Source organism: Serpentinicella alkaliphila (genome assembly GCF_018141405.1).
In the GTDB taxonomy this organism is placed as follows: Bacteria; Bacillota; Clostridia; order Peptostreptococcales; family Natronincolaceae; genus Serpentinicella; species Serpentinicella alkaliphila.
The window spans coordinates 2,668,745-2,689,037 of sequence record NZ_CP058648.1 but is presented as its reverse complement, the minus strand read 5'-3'; the positions used below and the strand labels follow the sequence as shown (position 1 = coordinate 2,689,037).

18 protein-coding genes and 1 riboswitch are annotated in these 20,293 nt (G+C 31.4%); all 18 genes read left to right on the top strand.

The window, feature by feature from the left end:
• Window positions 1-25: 25 nt before the first annotated feature.
• The 18 genes from HZR23_RS13760 to HZR23_RS13675 all read left to right on the top strand — a co-directional run bounded on the left by HZR23_RS13760 (window position 26) and on the right by HZR23_RS13675 (window position 20,279).
• A complete protein-coding gene (locus HZR23_RS13760; protein ID WP_132849029.1) occupies window positions 26-460 on the top strand; it encodes a Fur family transcriptional regulator in 435 nt (144 codons plus the stop codon).
• A gap of 256 nt (window positions 461-716) precedes the next feature.
• Window positions 717-2,381 (top strand): ribonuclease J, encoded by a 1,665-nt coding sequence (locus HZR23_RS13755; RefSeq protein ID WP_132849030.1) that lies wholly within the window; start codon window positions 717-719, stop codon window positions 2,379-2,381.
• 68 nt (window positions 2,382-2,449) lie between these two features.
• Window positions 2,450-3,103, top strand: coding sequence for an O-methyltransferase (locus HZR23_RS13750; protein ID WP_132849031.1), 654 nt, complete (start codon window positions 2,450-2,452; stop codon window positions 3,101-3,103).
• A 2-nt stretch (window positions 3,104-3,105) separates the two neighbouring features.
• Window positions 3,106-4,338 (top strand): peptidase U32 family protein, encoded by a 1,233-nt coding sequence (locus HZR23_RS13745; protein ID WP_132849032.1) that lies wholly within the window; start codon window positions 3,106-3,108, stop codon window positions 4,336-4,338.
• 2 nt (window positions 4,339-4,340) lie between these two features.
• Window positions 4,341-4,970: a uridine kinase gene (gene udk / locus HZR23_RS13740; protein ID WP_132849033.1), complete on the top strand. Its 630-nt coding sequence runs from the start codon at window positions 4,341-4,343 to the stop codon at window positions 4,968-4,970.
• A gap of 189 nt (window positions 4,971-5,159) precedes the next feature.
• Window positions 5,160-7,364 (top strand): bifunctional diguanylate cyclase/phosphodiesterase, encoded by a 2,205-nt coding sequence (locus HZR23_RS13735; protein WP_132849034.1) that lies wholly within the window; start codon window positions 5,160-5,162, stop codon window positions 7,362-7,364.
• 107 nt (window positions 7,365-7,471) lie between these two features.
• The gene (locus tag HZR23_RS13730; RefSeq protein ID WP_132849035.1) at window positions 7,472-8,779 is read left to right on the top strand and encodes a S41 family peptidase; all 1,308 of its coding nucleotides are present in this window, start codon (window positions 7,472-7,474) and stop codon (window positions 8,777-8,779) included.
• A 63-nt stretch (window positions 8,780-8,842) separates the two neighbouring features.
• On the top strand, window positions 8,843-10,528 hold the full coding sequence (locus HZR23_RS13725; protein ID WP_132849036.1) for a peptidoglycan D,D-transpeptidase FtsI family protein: 1,686 nt from the start codon (window positions 8,843-8,845) through the stop codon (window positions 10,526-10,528).
• 128 nt (window positions 10,529-10,656) lie between these two features.
• The gene (sigK, locus tag HZR23_RS13720; RefSeq protein WP_207667905.1) at window positions 10,657-11,355 is read left to right on the top strand and encodes an RNA polymerase sporulation sigma factor SigK; all 699 of its coding nucleotides are present in this window, start codon (window positions 10,657-10,659) and stop codon (window positions 11,353-11,355) included.
• A gap of 235 nt (window positions 11,356-11,590) precedes the next feature.
• The gene (locus HZR23_RS13715) at window positions 11,591-12,025 is read left to right on the top strand and encodes a hypothetical protein (protein WP_132849037.1); all 435 of its coding nucleotides are present in this window, start codon (window positions 11,591-11,593) and stop codon (window positions 12,023-12,025) included.
• 11 nt (window positions 12,026-12,036) lie between these two features.
• Entirely contained in the window at window positions 12,037-12,549 is a 513-nt protein-coding gene (locus HZR23_RS13710) for a YqeG family HAD IIIA-type phosphatase (RefSeq protein ID WP_132849038.1), read from the top strand.
• Window positions 12,546-13,400, top strand: coding sequence for a shikimate dehydrogenase (gene aroE / locus HZR23_RS13705; protein WP_132849039.1), 855 nt, complete (start codon window positions 12,546-12,548; stop codon window positions 13,398-13,400). The genes HZR23_RS13710 and aroE overlap by 4 nt, the downstream gene beginning before the upstream one ends.
• A gap of 187 nt (window positions 13,401-13,587) precedes the next feature.
• Window positions 13,588-13,679: riboswitch (cyclic di-GMP riboswitch) on the top strand.
• 118 nt (window positions 13,680-13,797) lie between these two features.
• On the top strand, window positions 13,798-14,565 hold the full coding sequence (locus HZR23_RS13700; protein ID WP_132849040.1) for a prepilin peptidase: 768 nt from the start codon (window positions 13,798-13,800) through the stop codon (window positions 14,563-14,565).
• Between the two features lie 13 nt (window positions 14,566-14,578).
• A complete protein-coding gene (gene pilM, locus HZR23_RS13695; protein WP_165913723.1) occupies window positions 14,579-15,736 on the top strand; it encodes a type IV pilus assembly protein PilM in 1,158 nt (385 codons plus the stop codon).
• Between the two features lie 2 nt (window positions 15,737-15,738).
• A complete protein-coding gene (locus tag HZR23_RS13690) occupies window positions 15,739-16,287 on the top strand; it encodes a PilN domain-containing protein (protein ID WP_132849042.1) in 549 nt (182 codons plus the stop codon).
• A gap of 1 nt (window position 16,288) precedes the next feature.
• Window positions 16,289-17,467, top strand: a complete 1,179-nt coding sequence (locus HZR23_RS13685; RefSeq protein WP_132849043.1) for an S-layer homology domain-containing protein — start codon at window positions 16,289-16,291, stop codon at window positions 17,465-17,467.
• Between the two features lie 61 nt (window positions 17,468-17,528).
• On the top strand, window positions 17,529-19,208 hold the full coding sequence (gene gspE / locus HZR23_RS13680; protein ID WP_132849044.1) for a type II secretion system ATPase GspE: 1,680 nt from the start codon (window positions 17,529-17,531) through the stop codon (window positions 19,206-19,208).
• Window positions 19,209-19,223: 15 nt separating this feature from the next.
• Window positions 19,224-20,279, top strand: a complete 1,056-nt coding sequence (locus HZR23_RS13675) for a type IV pilus twitching motility protein PilT (RefSeq protein ID WP_408641313.1) — start codon at window positions 19,224-19,226, stop codon at window positions 20,277-20,279.
• The last annotated feature ends 14 nt before the right edge of the window (window positions 20,280-20,293 follow it).

Here is a 20,293-nt window from a genome sequence, read left to right as displayed (position 1 = left end):
TAATTGAGAATAGTGGGTGTGAGTAATGGAAAATCAATTAGAAAAAGTTAAAGACAAACTTAAAGAAAAAGGTTTTAAATTAACACCTCAAAGAAGAGCTACACTTGAGGTGATTATTAACAATCAAGGTAAGCATTTAAGTACTGAAGAAATTTATGATTTAGTGAAAGTAGATTGTCCTGAAATTGGTTTAGCTACAGTTTATAGAACCCTGCAATTACTGGACGAAATATCTGTAATATCTAAAATGAGTTTAGATGATGGCTGCAGTCGTTATGAACTTAATAATCATGAGGATGATCATCAACATCATCATCTTATTTGTCAAAAATGTGGTGACATTATAGAAGTAGAAATTGATTTGTTAGAGCATCTAGAAGAAGAGATTGAAAAGGTATATAACTTTAAAATTAACGATCATAAAGTTAAGTTTTTCGGAGAGTGTTCTAAATGCTGTTAGCCTTGGTTATTTCTCAAGGCTTTTTTATTTTTTTGTGCAACACTTTTAAAAAGTTTCCATTTGGGTTAAAATACATAATGTATTAGTAGAATCAAAAGAAGTTAAAATGAAATTGTTATTTTTACCTCTATATTGTAGAAATAAAGCTATTGCAATAAATAACTAATATGGTACAATATGTGAGGTGTTGAATTTGAAAATAATGTATTTATATATATATTATGAACGGACTTATTATTAAAAGGAGTGAATAAATTTGGGCAGGAAACCAGCTAAAGTAAAAGTAATACCTCTTGGAGGGCTTAATGAAATAGGAAAAAATATGACAGCAATTGAATATAAGGATGAAATCTTAATTATTGATTGCGGTTTAAGCTTTCCTGAAGATGAAATGTTAGGAATAGATATAGTTATACCTGATATTTCATATGTATTAAAGAATAAAGATAGAATACAAGGTATTGTATTAACCCATGGTCATGAGGATCATATCGGTGCCTTACCATATGTATTAAAGAAATTAAATGTACCGGTTTATGGTACTAGATTAACTCTTGGCTTAGTAGATCATAAGCTTAAAGAGCATAAAATGACAGATGTACATTTGCAAAGAGTAAATTTTGGTGATATTGTGTCCTTAGGTGCTTTTAATGTAGAGTTTATTAGAACGAGTCATAGTATACCTGACTCATGTGCGATAGCTATACATACATCCTTGGGTGTAATCTTTCACACAGGTGATTTTAAAATTGACTATACACCAATTAACGACCAAATGATAGATTTACACAAAATAGCAGAGCTTGGACAAAAAGGTGTTCTATTAATGCTAGCAGATTCAACTAATGTTGAAAGACCAGGAACAACAATGTCGGAAAGAAATGTAGGAATTACTTTTGAAAATGTATTTAGAAATTCTAATAGTAGAATAATTGTTGCAACATTTGCTTCAAATGTTCATAGGATTCAGCAAATTGTAGATGCTGCATTTAAGTTTAATAGAAAAATAGTTATTTCAGGTAGAAGTATGGTTAACGTTATATCTGTTGCTCAGGAATTAGGAGCAATAGATATACCGGATGGTATGTTGATAGATATTAATGATATGGATAGATATAATGATAATGAAATAGTATTAATTACAACAGGTAGTCAAGGGGAGCCAATGGCTGCATTATCAAGAATGGCTAGTGCAGATCACAGAAAGCTTGAAATACGTCCTGGGGATAAGGTTGTAATTTCTGCAACTCCTATTCCTGGAAATGAAAAATCAGTAACTAGAGTTATAAATCAGTTATTTGAAAAAGGTGCAGATGTAATTTATGAAAGCTTAGCAGAAGTTCACGTATCTGGCCATGCATGCCAAGAGGAGCTTAAATTAATGCATAGACTTGTAAAGCCTCAATATTTTATGCCCGTACATGGAGAGTTTAGACATCTAAAACAACATGGCAAATTAGCTGAAGACTTAGGTATGAGTAAAGAAAATATATTTACTATGCAAAATGGTTCTGTACTTGAACTATCGAAAGACGGGGCAAGAATTGCAGGTAGTGTACCAGCGGGTAGAATACTTGTGGATGGTCTAGGTGTTGGAGATGTAGGTAATATTGTATTAAGGGATAGAAAACATTTATCAGAAGATGGATTGATGGTAGTTGTAGTTACAATAAATAGAGAAAATGGAAAAATAGCTGCGGGTCCAGATATTATTTCTAGAGGATTTGTATATGTAAGAGAATCCGAAGATTTAATAGATGAGGCTAAACAGGTTGTTAAAACTGCATTAATTCAATGTGAACAACAAAACATTAGAGAATGGGCAGCTTTAAAGAACACTATAAGAGATAGTTTAAAGAACTTCCTATATGAAAAAACTAAGAGAAGACCAATGATATTACCTGTAATTATGGAAGTATAATCTAAAAACCACCTTATTTATAAGGTGGCTTTTAAATTCGTACATATTTTATTATGGAGGTGTAAACCTTGAATTATATTACACAAGATTATATTGAAAGTTATATAAGATCAACTTTAAAAGATAGAGAAGGTTTAATGAAGGATATGGAGGAATACGCATCGGAAAATCATGTGCCTATTGTTCAAAAGGAAGTGGCAGCATTAATTGAAGTTTTAACTAAAGCAGTTAATGCAAAACGAGTGCTTGAAGTAGGTACTGCCATAGCCTACTCCACATCGATATTTGCCTTTGCTATGGGTAAAGATGGACATGTCACGACTATTGAACGAAATGAAAATATGATAGAGGTTGCAAAAGAGAATATAAAAAAAAATAATTTAGAAAATCAAATAAAAATTATTCAAGATGATGCTCAAGAGGTATTAAAGTATTTAGAAGGTGAATTTGATATAATATTTTTAGATGGAGCTAAGGGGCAATATAATGACTTTTTAGATAATTGCTTAAGGTTATTAAAAGTTGGTGGAATTATAATTTCTGATAATATTTTATTTAAAGGCATGGTTGCAACTGATGAGTTAGTAATTAGAAGAAAAAGGACAATAGTGAATAGGATGAGACAATATTTAGACTACATTTGTAATCATCCTCATCTAGATACGACTATAATACCAATTGGAGATGGAGTAGCCATAAGCTATAAGAAGCGGGAGGTATAGATATGAGGGCAGTTGAATTATTAGCACCGGCTGGAGATCTTGAAAGACTTAAAATTGCCATAATGTATGGTGCGGATGCAGTTTATGTTGGGGGTCAAATATTTGGTATGCGTGCTGCAGCTAAAAATTTTACCTTAGAGGAATTAGCAGAAGGGGTTAAATTTGCCCATGAAAGAGGAAAAAAGATATTTATTACTGCAAATATTATTCCACACAATGAAGACTTAAAGGAACTACCGGATTATTTAAAGGCTTTAGATGAAATAGGTGTTGATGCTATTATAGTTTCAGATCCAGGTACCTTTTCATTAGTTAAAGAGACTCTACCTAATATGGAAATACATATAAGTACTCAAGCTAATAATACAAATTATTTAACAGTTAACTTTTGGCACCAAATGGGTGCAAAAAGAGTTGTATTAGCTAGGGAATTATCATTTAATGAAATAAAAGAAATAAGTGAAAAGGTAAATAAGTCGGTGGATTTGGAGGCCTTTATTCATGGAGCAATGTGCATTTCATATTCTGGAAGATGTTTATTAAGTAATTATATGGCAGACAGGGATGCAAATAGAGGTGAGTGCGCACAACCCTGTAGATGGAACTATTATTTAGTTGAAGAAAAAAGGCCAGGGGAATATATGCAGGTTTTTGAAGATGAAAAGGGAACGTATTTTATGAACTCTAAAGACCTATGTATGATTGAATATGTTCCTGAAATAATTGAGTCAGGAATTACCTCCTTAAAAATAGAAGGTAGAATGAAAACCACTTATTATGTAGCCACAATAGTTAGAGCCTATAGAATGGCTTTAGATTCATATTATAAAGACCCAAAAAATTGGACATGCAAGGAAGAATGGTTAAGTGAAATAAAAACTGCAAGTCATAGGGATTTCACTACGGGCTTTTATTTAGAAAAACCAGGCCCAAAGGAACACATTTACAGTGAGAAATCCTACATAAGGGACTATTCCTTTATTGGGTTAGTCAAGGATTATGATAGCTTAAGTAAAATTGCTACTATTGAGCAAAGAAATCGTTTCTTTAAAGGCGATAATATAGAGATACTAAGTCCTAAGGAAGAAATTATTAATATGAAAATTGAACAGATTTGGGATGAAGAGGGTAATGAAATTGAAGTTGCACCTCATCCACAGCAAATAGTAAAGATGAAAATTCCTTTTGATATAGAGCCATATTATATACTGAGAAAAGAAAGAAAGGATGATTAATAATGTCTAAGCCGATTCTTATAGGTATTACAGGGGGGACAGGGTCGGGAAAGAGTACAGTTGCCAGGGCTATTCATAGATGCTTACCAAAGAAGAATATAACTGTAATTGAACAAGACTCTTACTATAAAGATCAGTCTCATATGACTTTTGAAGATAGGATTAAAACAAATTATGATCATCCTTTAGCTTTTGATACACTGTTATTAATTGAACATCTGAATAATTTATTAGAAGGAAAACCAATTAATAAACCAATCTATGATTTTGAGAGTCACACGCGGAAAACGGAAACAGAATTAGTTGAACCGAAAGATATTATAATTCTAGAGGGTATAATGCTTTTAGATGAGCCGACTCTACGTTCTATGCTAGATATAAAAATATTTGTTGATACAGATGCAGATGTAAGGATAATTAGAAGAATAGTAAGAGATATAAATCACAGGGGAAGAGACTTAAACTCTATAATTAATCAATATCTCACAACTGTCCGCCCTGCCCATCTACAGTTTGTTGAGCCAAATAAAAAATATGCTGACATTATAATTCCTGAGGGTGGAGACAATAAAGTAGCAATTGATATAATGGTAACCAAGATTCAAGATATAATTAACAATAGGAAAAGCTAAATAAAATTAATAATAAAAAAGCTGGCTCAACATATTTAATCTATATTTGAGCGAGCTTTTTTATTTTGAAAAAACATAATAAAATATATACAATTTACGACAAATAGATGGAATAAATTGTCCTATTAGTATATAATAAACAGGCAAATAGGATGGATTTGGATAATTAGCATAAAAAAGGGTGGTTTAATGTTTAAAGGGAATAAGAAAAATGTTGTCCCCATAGTGAGTGCCTTAATAGTTCTGTTACTTTTTTATCTCGCTAGTATGTTAGAAAATAATAGGGCGGATATATTTGAAAGAAATAAGCTAAAAGATGAACTTATAGTAGTTAAAAGCAATTTAGAAAGTATCATTACATCCAGAATAACAACTGTAAATGGTATTATAGCTTTTGCTGAAATAAACAAAAACTTTACTCAAGAACAATATGAGAGCTTTGCTGAGGGAATATATTATTCAGTTAATGACGTAGTTAAAAATGTATCCTATATAAGTGATACAACTATAACTCACATATATCCATATGAAGAATATAAGCATGCTATTGGATGGGATTTATCGGAGGTGCCAGAGCAGCTACCTTCAATCTTATATGCAAAAAATCGTGGTAAGTCAGTATTATCTGCACCGGTTGACCTAGTGCAAGGTGGTACAGGTATGATAATAAGAGTACCTGTAATTGTTAGCTCTGGTTATTTAGGTCAGGTTTCGATTGTTTTTGACTACGACAAGGTGTTAACCTATAGTGGAATTGAAAAATTAAGTAATAATAACTATTTAGAGTTATTTATATATGATGTAGTAAATGGTGGTAAAAAGACAATTTGGAGTAATGTAGATAGAAATTTGAACTATAGAATATATGAAACTGTTAATTTATATGAATCAGAAATATATATGTCTATTGCACCTAAAAGGGGTTGGGGAGTAAAAACTATTCTAGAATATATGCTTTTAATCGTTGGGTTTATTGCCTCTCTACTTACCTATTTAGCCCTTAGGAAGCTATATGAAAATAAAGAAACACTATATTTAATGAATATACATTTAGAACATACGATAGACCAACTAACAGCAAGTCAGAAACAGCTTAAAAACAAACTAAACGAGGTAAAACTAAAAGAGAAACATATCCAATTTCTCGCTGATCATGATTCCTTAACGGGACTTTATAATAGAAGAAAATTTATTGAGTTACTCGAAGATAAGCTAGAAAGCGAAAGTGAAGGAACCATTCTACTTGTGGACATAGATGATTTCAAAAATATTAATGACTCTATGGGTCATATATATGGTGATAATGTATTACAATATTTCTCTAGTCAATTACAATCGGATTTACCGAATTTTGCTAGGGCCTATCGTATAGGCGGGGATGAATTTATAATTATTTTCGATAATATTGTAACTAAAAGAGAAATAACACCTTGTATTGAGCTAGTAGTTGAATGTTTTAATAACATTGATGCTATTAATAATCAAATAAGTTTAAGTATTGGTGTAGTATTCTTTCCAGAACATGGAGCCACTGTTGAGGATTTACTAATAAAAGTGGATATAGCTATGTATAGTGCAAAGAATTCTGGTAAAAACAAATTTTCTATCTTTGATGAGTCTATGCTATTTGAGTTTAATGAAAAAATTAGAATAGAGCAGTTAATTAGATCTGCCTTAGATAATGAGTGGTTTTTCATCGAGTATCAACCTATTATAGATAAAAGTACAGGTGAAACCTCATCCTTTGAAGCGCTTATTAGAATGTCTGAACCTAAGCTAATGCCAAATCAATTTATATCAATTGCTGAAAGAACAGGACTTATAATTCAAATAGGTAGATGGGTAATTAAAGAAGTTATTGAACAATTAAAGAATTGGAAGATAAATGGATATAATCTTAAACCAATTGCTGTAAATTTGTCCCCTAAACAAATTTATGATGGAAACCTAGTTGAATTTCTAGAGAGTCAGTTGAAAATTAACAATATTGATCCTTCGTTGATTGAAATCGAAATAACCGAGAATGTATTAATAGAGAATGGAGACTCAAATATTGTAACTCTTCAGAGAATAAAGGACCTGGGAATAACTATTTCATTAGATGACTTTGGTACTAATTATTCCTCATTAAACTACTTAACTTATATGCCTGTTGACAAAATTAAGATTGATAAAAATTTCAAAGACAAGTTTATCAACTTTAAAAATAATCAGTTTCTTGAAGGGATTGTGTTTTTAGCTCATACATTGAATCTAAAGGTAGTCATAGAGGGAGTAGAGGATGAAGATGAGTACTCAATACTTAAAAAAGGTGAAAGTGATTTTCTGCAAGGCTATCTATTTAGCAGACCTCTAAAAAAAGAGGATGCTACAAAGTTTTTAACTAAAAACTAGGCAGATACATATAAACTAGCCTTTTATAAACATTTAAAAATAATTGCAATATGCTTATAAATGAATAATAAACATTATATAATCATTAGTTTTTGAAAGGAGTAATAATGTTAAAAAAAATATTAAAGTCTAAGATTCTTAAAATTGTAATTCTTTTAATATTAATTATTGTTGGTTTAAGCTATTATGTTAATCCCTATAGGGAAACTATAGGTTGGGATAAGGTAGAAACAAGTTTATTATACGAACAAGAAATTGATAAAAGCCTGGCTGTAGATGATTTAAATTATCTAGTGGATAAAATAACTAAGCATCATGTTTCCACTGCTAAAGGGGTAACGGGTGAAATACAAAAGCAATTGGAATATGAAATTAATAACTTGAATGACAGTCCTAGGGTAGTAGATGTGTGGATTGCTGCTTCAAGAATAGCAAACAAATTAAATGATGCCCACGCAAACATCTATTATTATGGGCATAAAAATATGGAGATTGATCTGAATTTTACCTTTGATGATAGCAGTTTAAAAGTTATTGGGGGACATAGAGATGGCCAAGAGCTAATAGCTATTGAGGGCATCAAGCTTGAAGAGTTATATCAAAGATTTCTATCCCAATTTTCCTTTGAAAATGAATATTTTGCAAAATATAATTTTGTTAATTATTTAAGGAGAAAAAATCAACTTAATTGGTTAGGTATTAATGTAAATGAAGAGGTTGAAATAGTATTTAGTAATAATGGTAGAGAGGAAGTAGAAAAATACCTATTTAATGAAATAAAAGAGAGTAATTACTTAGATAATGACTTTATTTCATATAAACTAGATAAAGAAAAAGGCGTAGGTATACTCACATTAAATAGCTGCATATATAGTGATGAATATAAAATTAAACTTAGAGGTTTTTTTAGTGAAGTAAAAAAACATAATATTAATATTATAGCCATTGATTTAAGAGAAAATGGTGGTGGTAATTCAATGGTTGCTAATGAATTTATTAAATATTTGCCTGTAGAAAGCTATAAAAATTATGGTAGTAAAGTTAGGCTTAGATCTTGGGTTATAGAAAGAAAACCAAAGGAAACAAAAAACAAGCAATATAAAGACCTTATATTTTCAGGAGATGTGTATTTGTTAACTTCAAATACTACATTTAGCTCCGCAACAATGTTTACAGCATACATTAGAGATAATAATTTAGGTAAAGTGATTGGAGAGCCCTCGGGAAATAAACCTTCTACCTATGGAGATATCCTACTTTTTCAATTACCAAACAGTAAATTACCTGTAACCTTAACCTATAAATATTTTTCTAGGCCTGACGTAGAAAAGGATGAAGAAGTAGCAATTATCCCGGATTATCCAATTGGGCAAGAGGAGGCTATTGACGAGCTTTATAGGTTAATTAACAATTAAAACATGTTTGTTTAAACCCCTAGTATTTGGTAATACTAAAAGAAAATACATGGGGGTTTTTTTATGCGCAAAATTAGAAAAGAAGAGGAACGAAAAAATAATAAACATGTACCAAAGCTTATGTTTATAGGCTATTTTTCAACTGCAATTTTCATCGCCTTAATAATGAGATTATTCTATTTACAAGTAATACAACATGATTTCTATACTAATGAAGTAAATAAACAAAACTTATTTACGATACCAATAGATATTGGTAGAGGGGAAATAGTTGATAGAAATAATGTTCCATTAGTAAACCGTACTGAAAAAAAGTTTTTAATAGTTTTCCCTCATCTTTTTCTATCCTCTGATAAAAATATTGAACTGTTAAGTGAGATTACCAATTTATCAAAGGAATATATAAGGGGGAGAATTGCTGTTGCAAGTACACCAGTAGAGTTTCCAGTGGATGACAATGTAAATTGGCAGGATAGAAGATTAATTGATACTAGAGGTGTGTTTGTTATAGACAAAATAATGAGATATGAGGATAAACAAATTCTTTCTCATGTAATAGGCTATATTCACAACACTGATAAAAAAGGATTGTCTGGCCTTGAGAGAGCCTATGATTATCTATTATCTGGAACCCCAAATAGATCTGTAATTGCAGTTTTAGATGGAAGAAAAAGAATATTACCAGGTGAAGGCTTAACAATAGTAAATAACCCAATGGAAAAAGGTAGTATCCGTTTAACAATTGACTATGAACTACAGAAAATAACAGAAGATATTTTAGATCAGGCAGGACATCTAGGCTCAGTTATTATATCAGATGTCAAAACAGGAGAAATATTGACCCTAGCCAGCAGACCAACTTACAATCCTAACTATATAAGAAGTCATTTGCAAAGCACTGGGGACGAACTATATAACAAAGCTATTCAAATGACTTTTCCACCAGGTTCAATTTTTAAAATTGTTTTAGCTGCAGAAGCATTAGAAAAGGGTTTGGTAGATCCAGAGGAGCTATTCCACTGTAGCGGATTTGAGTTAATTGGAAATCATGAAATAAAGTGTACTTCATATTTAAATGGTGGCAATGGAGATATTAATATAGAAACGGCATTTGCAAAATCCTGTAACTCTGTATTTATTCAAATTGGTAAAAGACTAGGTGCGGAGAATATAATAGAAATGGCAAAACGTCTTGGATTAGGAGAGAAGGCAAATATAGGTCTTGTAGAAGAAGAGGCTGGAACATTACCTTTAGGAGATCAATTATTAGGGCCATCCATAGGCAATATTTCCATTGGGCAGGGTGCAATTGATATAACACCAATTCAGGTTAATCAGATGACCCAAATAATAGCAAATGATGGTATTAAAAAACCATTGAGCTTAGTAAAGGAAATAGTTGATGATAATAAAAACATAATAGAAAAATTAGAAAATAAAGAGGAATCCCGAATTCTATCAGAGGAAGTAGCGATTAAGTTACATAAGCTAATGTCTGTTGTTATGACAGATGGGACTGGAAATACAGTAGGGGATTTAAAGGATTTAACAGCTGGAAAAACAGGAACAGCCGAATCATCATATAGAAATGAAAAAGTTTTACATGCATGGTTTACTGGTTTTTACCCTAAAGATGAGCCTAAATATGCGATCACTATATTTATTCAAGATGGGAAATCAGGAAGCAGAGTTGCAGTACCGATATTCAAAGAGTTAATAAATAAAATAATAGAAAAGAAAATTATATAAAAAAAGTCCAAAGTGTTGAAATTTTAATTCTTCAAGTACATGCACATATCTCTCACTTACTACATATTATTTAAAGTGATCAAAATAATATGTAGTTTTTGTTTAGTTTTCTAGGGGGAGATGGTTGAATGCTTGCTCTGTTGGGAAATTTGTTACCAATTATTGCTAATCCTATAATAGTTGCAGTATCTTATATTTCTAGTAATACATCCTTTCCTCAGCCCTTAACAGCTGAAGAGGAAGATAAATATCTAGAATTATATGAAAAGGGTGATGAGGAAGCTAGAAATATTCTTGTGGAGAGAAATTTAAGATTGGTAGCACATATTGTTAAAAAGTATGGCAATATAGGATCTGACATCGATGATTTAATATCTATTGGTACAATTGGTTTAATTAAAGGAATAACCACATTTGATAGGAATAAAGGGACTAGATTAGCTACCTATGCTGCCAGATGCATAGAAAATGAAATTTTAATGACTATAAGGGCTAGTAAAAAAATCAAAACTGAAGTTTCACTTCAAGAGCCAATTGGTGTAGATAGGGAAGGTAATGAGATATCATTAATAGATGTACTTGGGACAGAGACAGATGAGGTATTGAATGAAGTAGAGTTAAAAATTCAGGTTAAGAAACTTTACCAACATATGCAAAAGGTATTAAAAAAGAGAGAGAGAATGGTAATAGAAATGCGTTATGGCATGTGTCAAGGGGGGGCCAAAACACAACGAGAAATAGCAAAAATGTTAGGTATTTCCCGTTCATATGTATCAAGAATTGAGAAAAGGGCTACCAAGAAGCTTTTGAAATCCTTTGAAAAATAAAAAATAGGTTAAAGATGCCGTGGATTTTGTCCCATGGCTTTATTTTTTGTCGAAATAATAAACAAAAGATAAAAACAGAAAGTAAATATGTAGATAAATGTTGATATTACAACATTTCCTCGGAAATTAATCAATAGTTAACATTTACTATATTGGCATATTAATAACTTAGAAGATATAAATTACCAATTAGTATGATATAATAAAACCAAATCTCATAAAGGAAGTGAAGCTTATGAATAATAGACTAAGTAAGCATTATATAAGGACATGTAGAAAATGTAAAAGTATAATCCACGAAAACTCCCTTCATGAATATTGTGAAAGATGTTATGGAAAAATAGAAGAGATATTTGATAAAATAAAAGGATATTTAAAAGAGTTTCCCGGTGCAACAGCCCATGAGATTTATCAAAGAGAAGGAATTCCAGTACATGTTACAAATAACTTCGTAAAAGATGGCAGACTTGTAGAAATACCAAATGAGCATTTAAATATGGAGTGTTTAAGATGTGGTTGCTTGCTTTTATCAGTTCATCATAAATATTGCCCATCCTGCGAAGTTGCAATGATTCGTGAATTAAATGCGGCAAAAGATAGTATTCAATTAGTAAATGAAATTAAGCAAGAAGGAAAAATGAGATATAAGTCATTTAGAAATACTAACTGAGGTGATAATTAATGAGGTTACTAACTCCTGCAATGTATGCAGAATCTATTTTTGAAATAGATTTGAAAAAATTAAAAGATAACAATATTAAGGGCTTAATTATCGATATTGATAATACTCTTGTAGCATGGGATATTAAATATGCTAGTGAGGACACAAAAAAATGGCTGCTTAATCTTTTGAAAGAAGGCTTTAAGGTTTGTCTAGTATCAAATAATACAGAGGATAGGGTTGTTACCTTTAACGAAGAGCTAAAACTTCCAGCAATCCATAGGGCAAACAAGCCTAGAAGAGGTGCTTTTAGAAAAGCAATGACTAAAATGGGTACAGATATTAATTGTACTGCTATAATTGGCGACCAAATTTTTACTGATATTTTAGGTGGAAATCGTATGGGAATATATACAGTATTAGTTGTACCTATAGAAAGTAAAGAGTTTTGGTGGACAACTTTAGTGAGAAGAGTCGAGAGACATGTATTAAGAATAGTTTTAAAGAATCATCGTAAGGAGGGTAAAAAGTGATAAATATAAATGGGGGAACAAAAGCCGTATGTTTAATTGGCAATCCAGTTATTTACAGTCTATCGCCTTTTATTCATAATTATGGCTTTGGATTACATAATGTAAATTCTGTCTACTTAGCCCATCATGTAGAAGATAATTCAGTTAAAGAAGCGGTTTATGGGATAAAAGGACTTAACTACATAGGTTGTAATGTCACATATCCACATAAAACTAGTGTAATACCATTTTTAGATGAATTAACAGAAGAAGCAAAACTAATAGGGGCAGTAAACACTATAAAGAATGTAAATGGCAAATTAGTTGGATATAATACGGATGGTATTGGATTTATTAATGGCCTAAAGAATAAAGGCTTTGATTTAAATGGAAAAAATATTTGTATTTTAGGAGCTGGTGGTGCTGCTAGAAGTATTATTGTATCCTTAATAAAAGAATATAGATGCAATGTAATTGTTTGTAATAGAAATATAAACAAAGCAATTGAAATCTCTAATGGACTAAACAAATATAGTTTTAGCGGAACAATAAGTGAATGTATTGAACCCTCTCAATTAAAATCTAAAGATATAGATGTATTAATAAATTGCACCCCTGTAGGTATGAGTCCAAATGAGGATGCAATACCTTTTGAGGAAGACCTTTTAATTAAAAAAGATATGTTAGTCTGTGATTTAATATATAAACCCTATGAAACTAAGCTTCTAAAAAAAGCAAAGGAAATTGGCTGTCAGGTTCACTATGGTTTAGACATGCTTTTATTTCAGGCTATTGTAGCCTTCAAAATCTGGACAGATAAGGATATACCCTTTGGAGAGCTAGAAATATTATTAAAGCGACAAATTTACTAGAAATTTTTTAAAAAAAAAGGATTTAATCAAAGTTTGGCGAATTTAATATTAAATAGGACTTAGGACTGATTGTGTAATGAACCAAAGTCATTTTTGTCCTCTGCATAAAAGCTAATAGTATTATCTTATATTGTTAGCTATTTTTATTTATAAATTGAATCTATTTACACGTTGGTAATTAATCACAATTATATATAGGCAAACCATTTGAAAAGGTGGGACGCAAAGTTTTGGAGTCTAAATTGTATAGTTATACAACATGATAGTCCGACTGCCATAAGCTATTATGGCAGTTTTTTTTATAACAATAAATTAACAGTTATTGCATTTTCAAAGTAAAAAAAAATAAAGTATAATTTGAGTATTAACAAATAGATGGTTTAGGAGTTGGGATAGTGTGATTGTATTTATAGTTTTAGTGGGTTTATTAATTGGCTCTTTTCTAAATGTTTGCATATACCGTATTCCAAGAGAAGAGTCCATTGCATATCCATCATCCCACTGTACGACCTGTAATACATATTTAAAGCCCTTGGACTTAGTACCTGTTCTAAGTTATATTGTTTATGGCGGCAAATGTAAATACTGCAAGGATAATATATCTATTAGATACCCTTTTATTGAATTGTTCAATTGTTTTGTTTTTGTTTTATTATATTTACGATTTGGATTATCTATTAAATTTATTGCATATGCAATATTATCAAGTACGCTTCTAGCTATGAGCGTAATAGATTTTGATTATCAGATAATTCCTGACGGTATAGTTGTATTTATATTACTTTTAGGATTGGCATATAAGTTAGCAAGTATGGTTTTATATAGAGTACCTTATCCTTTGATAGATAGTATAGTAGGCTTTTTAATAGGCGGGGGATTTTTCCTATTAATCGCTATATTGTCTAATGGTGGCATGGGTGGTGGAGATATAAAATTAATGGGGGCTCTAGGTTTTTGGCTAGGCTGGAAACTTACACTTCTAATGATGCTTTTGTCGTTTCTAATTGGTGGAGTTTTATCAATTCTATTAATAACCTTTAAAAAAAAGGGAAGGAAGGAAGCCATCCCATTTGGACCTTTCATAGCAATAGCAACTTTTATAACTATTTGTTGGCACCAGGAAATTTTAGTATGGTATGTAGGTATGTTTTTCAATAATTATTAGAGGGGGAATGGACTTGGGCAAAAGTATTTTTAGTATATGGAATAAAGATATACTTTCTATTGATATAGGCAGTCATAGTATTAAAATGGCTGTAGGAAAGTATGAAAAAAATTTAGTAACGATTACCAAGGTAGTTAATATTGATACTTCCGATGATTCCTTATTTGATGATAGAACTTTCAGTATGCTACGACTAAAAGAAACTATTGCTAAGGCATTACATAATCATAGAATCAATACAACTAAAACAATTTGTTCAATAGAGAGCTCCTCAATAATAACAAGAGAAATCTATATGCCTTCGGTAAAACCAGAACAGTTAAAAGGCATGCTTGAGTTTGAGATTGAACAATACTTACCAATCCAAGTAAATGAGTATATTATTCAATACAAAATTTTAGAGACCTTTGAAGATGGTGGAATGGAAAAAACTAAAGTATTAGCGACAGCACTTCCTAATAAAATTGCTGAAGACTATTTTCATCTAATTGAATCCTTAGGTTTACAACCTATAGTACTTGATATTCATTCAAATGGTGTAGACAAAATATTTAGTTTATGTGAAAGAGTTAATAAACAAGATAGTATGTCTAATAAAACTATAGCAGTTATTGATATAGGACATACTCAAATTAATACTATTATTATCGAAAAAGGAATCTTTAAGTTTAACAGATTACTGAAAATGGGAGGAAAAGATATAGATACAAATATATGTACTTTCTTAGATTTTTCATTAGGACAAGCAGAAAAAATGAAAAAACAAATTTTAGATATAAATGAAGGATTACATAATTTTACAGCGGCTTCAAGTACGGATATAGCAGAAGCAACAGATATGGGGTATATAGAAAAGGAATTAGAGGATTTTTCATATGCGTCTAGATTCATGAACGTTGTTAAATCAAGCATTGATAACTGGGTGACTGAAATAGAAAAAGTTTTCAAGTACTACACTACGCGAAATACTGGTAACATGATTGATGAAATCTATATTTATGGTGGCAGTAGTGAATTAGGTGGTATTGATAAATATTTAGAAGGTGCGTTTAACATACCTACTTATAAAATAGATTACTTAAGTAATCTTAATACTGATAAAGCAGGTACCATAAGCTTAGCTTCTTATATCAATAATATCGGAGCTCTAATAAGAAGATCGGGGGAATAAAAATGAGAGATATAAATTTTTTTGAACCCTATGTTTTCAAGCAAAGAGGCATAGAAAAAAAACAAAAGATATTCTATGGCATAGCAATAATTCTAACAATGGGACTAGTATCTATTCCAGTTGTTAATTATATAAGAATTACTAATATGACAAATGATATTTCTTCAATTTATGAAATACTACAAAGTCCTGAAGCAACTTTGAAGTTGGAAAGAGTAAGGGAAAAGGAAGCTAGAGTAAGTACACTGAGAAATCAATTACAATTAGTTAGTAGCATTGAGCAGGGAATTAGCAGTCTTGATATTATCAATGATCTTTTAATTAACGAAGTTTTTGGAACTGTCCCTGAAAATTTATTCTTTCAGTCTATGAATGCATCCGAAGATAATATTACTATTCAGGGAAATGCAAAGGATAAAAGTTCTATAGCTGAATTTGAATATAATTTAAGACTAACTGAAGCTTTTGAAGATATATTTATTCCTTCTATTAACCTAGATGAGGGCATCTATAACTTTACTATTCAATTTAAAGTAAAGGAAGTGAGATAGGATGAAATTAACAAATAGGGAGAAGAAATCAGTTACTTTACTATTTGTAGTGGTTTTATTATCTATATATTACTTTTTTTTAATAATACCCCAACTTGAAAAGCTAGAGGCTAAAAAGTTGGAAATGAATGAGGCTGAGTTAAAGCTAGCTGATTACATGAGGACAGATAATTCAGAACAGCAAATAGATAGCACCATTGAAGATTTAAGTCAAAAGGTTAAGATTTTAGCTAATAATTATTTCCCATTTATAAATCAAGAGGAATTAATTTTACTTTTGCAGGACTTTATAAATAGTTCTGGCATTAAAGTATCCTCAATAACCTTTTCACAACCTCGGGTAGAAACTCTTGGCAATACATCGATAGATGCAATAGCTATAAATATTAGCTATGAGGGTAACTATAAGGCATTAAATAGTTTACTAGAAAGAATATGGGGTTTTCAAAAAAAGGTTATAGTCAATAATTTTACAGTTAGTAGTAAAGAAGATGGACTATTAAACGGTACTATAGCTTTAGATTTTTATAGACTACCTTATGGTGTAGGGTCTGAAGGCCTATATCACTGGTACTTAGACAAAAACAATAAAAATTTGGACCCATTTACATCCACTTTATCTATAGGGGAAGGTTCAAACTACATATATAGAGCTGGAGACTCCCTATTATTAATTGATAGAAGATATAAAAAATTCAATGATATTATTGGTCACTGGGCTGAAAAGGAAATAGATATATATGGTACCATGTACTATATTCGTGGGGATAAGGATAATAATTACTATCCAAATGAAAGCATGACTAGGGGAGAATTCATATTACTTTTAGATAAGGTTTTAAAATGGACGGAGCCTGAACAAAGTGTAGATCTATCTAAGTACGAGGATTACAATAATCTTGGGAATTATGAGAATGCAATAGCAAAAGCAATATATAAAGGTGTTTATAGTGGGTTTATCATTGGGTATACAGATAATACTTTAAGACCACAAGCACCTATCAGCTATACGGAAGTTGAGCTAGTAATAAAAAGCATTTTTAATAACCCTGATTTTCAGTGGAAGCAAGTTGCTGAAAAAATTAGTGCTGAAAGAGGATTTAACTCTGTAGGGCAAGAAAACTTAGATAAGCATATTACAAAGGCAGAAGCAATTTATTTAATGCATACTTTAAATTAACGATATACTATTATGACTTTTAAGAAATTATAATGTGTACACCTACGGGGGGCTGTTCTCAATGAAATTCAAAAACAAAAGACTCGGAGATTTGTTAGTAGATGTAAAAAGTATAACTCAGGAGCAGCTGGAAGAAGCATTAAGGCTACAGAAATCTACCGGAGAAAAGCTCGGGGAAATCCTAATTAAAGGGAAGTATATAACTGAAAAAGCGCTCATAGAGGTACTAGAATTTCAACTAGGTATACCACATGTTATACTCGATAACTATTATATTGAGCCAGAAATTCCTAGATTGATTAGTGAAAAATTAGCTCGTCGTCACACCCTTATACCTATAAAAAAGGATAGGGGAAAACTAGTAGTTGCTATGGCGGACCCATTAAATATATTTGCTTTAGATGATATTAAAATAGCAACTGGTTTTGATGTTGAGCCTGTAATTGCAACTCGAAATGACATCCTGAATACTATCTCAGTTTACTATGAAAAAGAAACTGCTGAACAGGCTTTAGAAGAATTTCAAGAAAACTTTAATATAGAATCAATAGATGATTATGATGAAGAAATCTTAAATCAAATAAAAAACTCACCCGTTGTAAAGTTAGTAAACTCAATAATAAGCCAGGCAGTAAAATCATCAGCTAGTGATATTCATATAGAGCCGGGAGAAAGAAATTTAAGAGTTCGCTTTAGGATAGATGGGGATTTACAGGAAGTTATGAGTCTGGCTAAGTCAAGCCACTCTCCTATAGTTACCAGGATTAAAATCATGGGTAAGATGGATATAGCTGAGAAGAGAATTCCTCAAGATGGTAGAGTGGAAACGAGTATAGAAGGAAAAGATATCGATTTGAGAATTTCAATATTGCCAACGGTACATGGGGAAAAAATAGTTATACGATTATTAGATAGAAGTGGGGTAGTGTTATCTAAGAATCAATTAGGATTTTTAGATGAGAATTTAAAATCCTTTGATAATATAATTCAAAACCCACATGGTATCTTTTTAGTTACAGGCCCTACGGGCAGTGGAAAGACAACTACTTTGTATGCAGTACTTAAGGAACTAAATAAGGTAGATAAAAACATTATTACAGTTGAAGACCCGGTGGAGTATCGTTTAGAAGGAATTAATCAGACTCAAGTAAATGTTAAAGCTGGTCTTACTTTTGCTAATGGTTTAAGAGCTATACTAAGACAAGACCCTGATATTGTAATGATTGGTGAAATTCGAGACACTGAAACTGCACAAATTGCTGTTAGAGCAGCTATTACTGGACACTTGGTTTTAAGCACACTTCATACTAACGACACGGCCTCTACAGTAACTAGATTAATAGATATGGGAATAGAACCTTACCTAATATCTACATCTGTTGTAGGTATAATTGCACAAAGGCTCATTAAGAAGATTTGTAGTAACTGTAAGGTATCCTATGAAGGTGGAAACAACGAAAAAGAATTATTAAATTTGGATCACAATCCAACCCTTTATAAAGGGTCAGGGTGTAATTATTGTAATCAAACAGGGTATAAAGGTCGTACAGCTATTCATGAAATTATGCCAATAAATAAAGCTATTAAATCGCTAATTGATAATAAAGATACTGCAGATGTAATAAAAAGAATGGCCGTTGAACAAGGTATGGTTACACTAAGGGAAAATGCAACTAGACTTGTTTTAGAAGGGGTTACCACAACTGATGAACTTTTAAAAGTAACCTTTAGCTTAGATTAGGAGGAGTTAATGGTGATTGATATATACGAACTGATGGACAAAACAATGGAATCTAAGAGTTCTGATTTACATATTACCGTTGGGGTACCTCCAACTATTAGAATTAATGGACAGTTAGTGCCCATTGGAGAAACTAAACTCATTGCACAAGATACGGATATAATTGCAAAACAATTATTAAATGAGGAACAACAAAAAAGATTAGAAGAAAAGGGAGAGTTAGACTTGTCTATTTCTACTCCTGGAAGAGGTAGATTTAGGGTAAATGTCTATAAACAGAGGGGCAGCTATACAATTGCAATGAGGGTAATTCACTCGCAAATACCATCATTTGATGAGTTAGGACTACCTGATGTATTAAGGGATTTATCTAGAAAAACCAGGGGACTTATACTAGCTACTGGTCCAACTGGAAGTGGTAAAACAACAACTCTAGCTTCTATGATTGATTTAATAAATTCAGAGAGAAAGTGTCACATATTGACCTTGGAGGACCCAATAGAGTATTTACACAGACATAATAAAAGTCTAGTAAATCAAAGAGAAATTGGTTCAGATACTTTTAGTTTTGCAAATGGTTTAAGATCCGCTTTAAGGCAAGATCCTGATGTTATTTTAGTTGGAGAGATGAGAGATTTAGAAACTATATCTATTGCGATTACTGCTGCTGAAACAGGACACTTAGTATTATCTACGTTACATACACTTGGAGCTGCTAAAACAATAGATAGGATAATTGATGTATTTCCGCCCCACCAACAGCAACATATAAGAATACAGCTTGCGTCAGTTTTAGAAGGTGTGGTGTCTCAACAGTTACTACCTAGAAAAGATGAAAGTGGCCGAGTTGCTGCTATTGAGGTTATGGTAGCAAATGATGCAATTCGAAATTTAATTCGTGAAGGTAAAACTCATTTAATACAGGCTTCAATTCAAACAGGTGTTAAATTTGGCATGAAGACAATGGATCACTCTTTAATAGAACTATATAGGGATATGATTATTTCTAAAGAAACTGCTCTATTCTACGCCGTCGACACAGAGTATGTTAGAAAGCAACTTTTTTTCTAGACAAGTAATTTCGC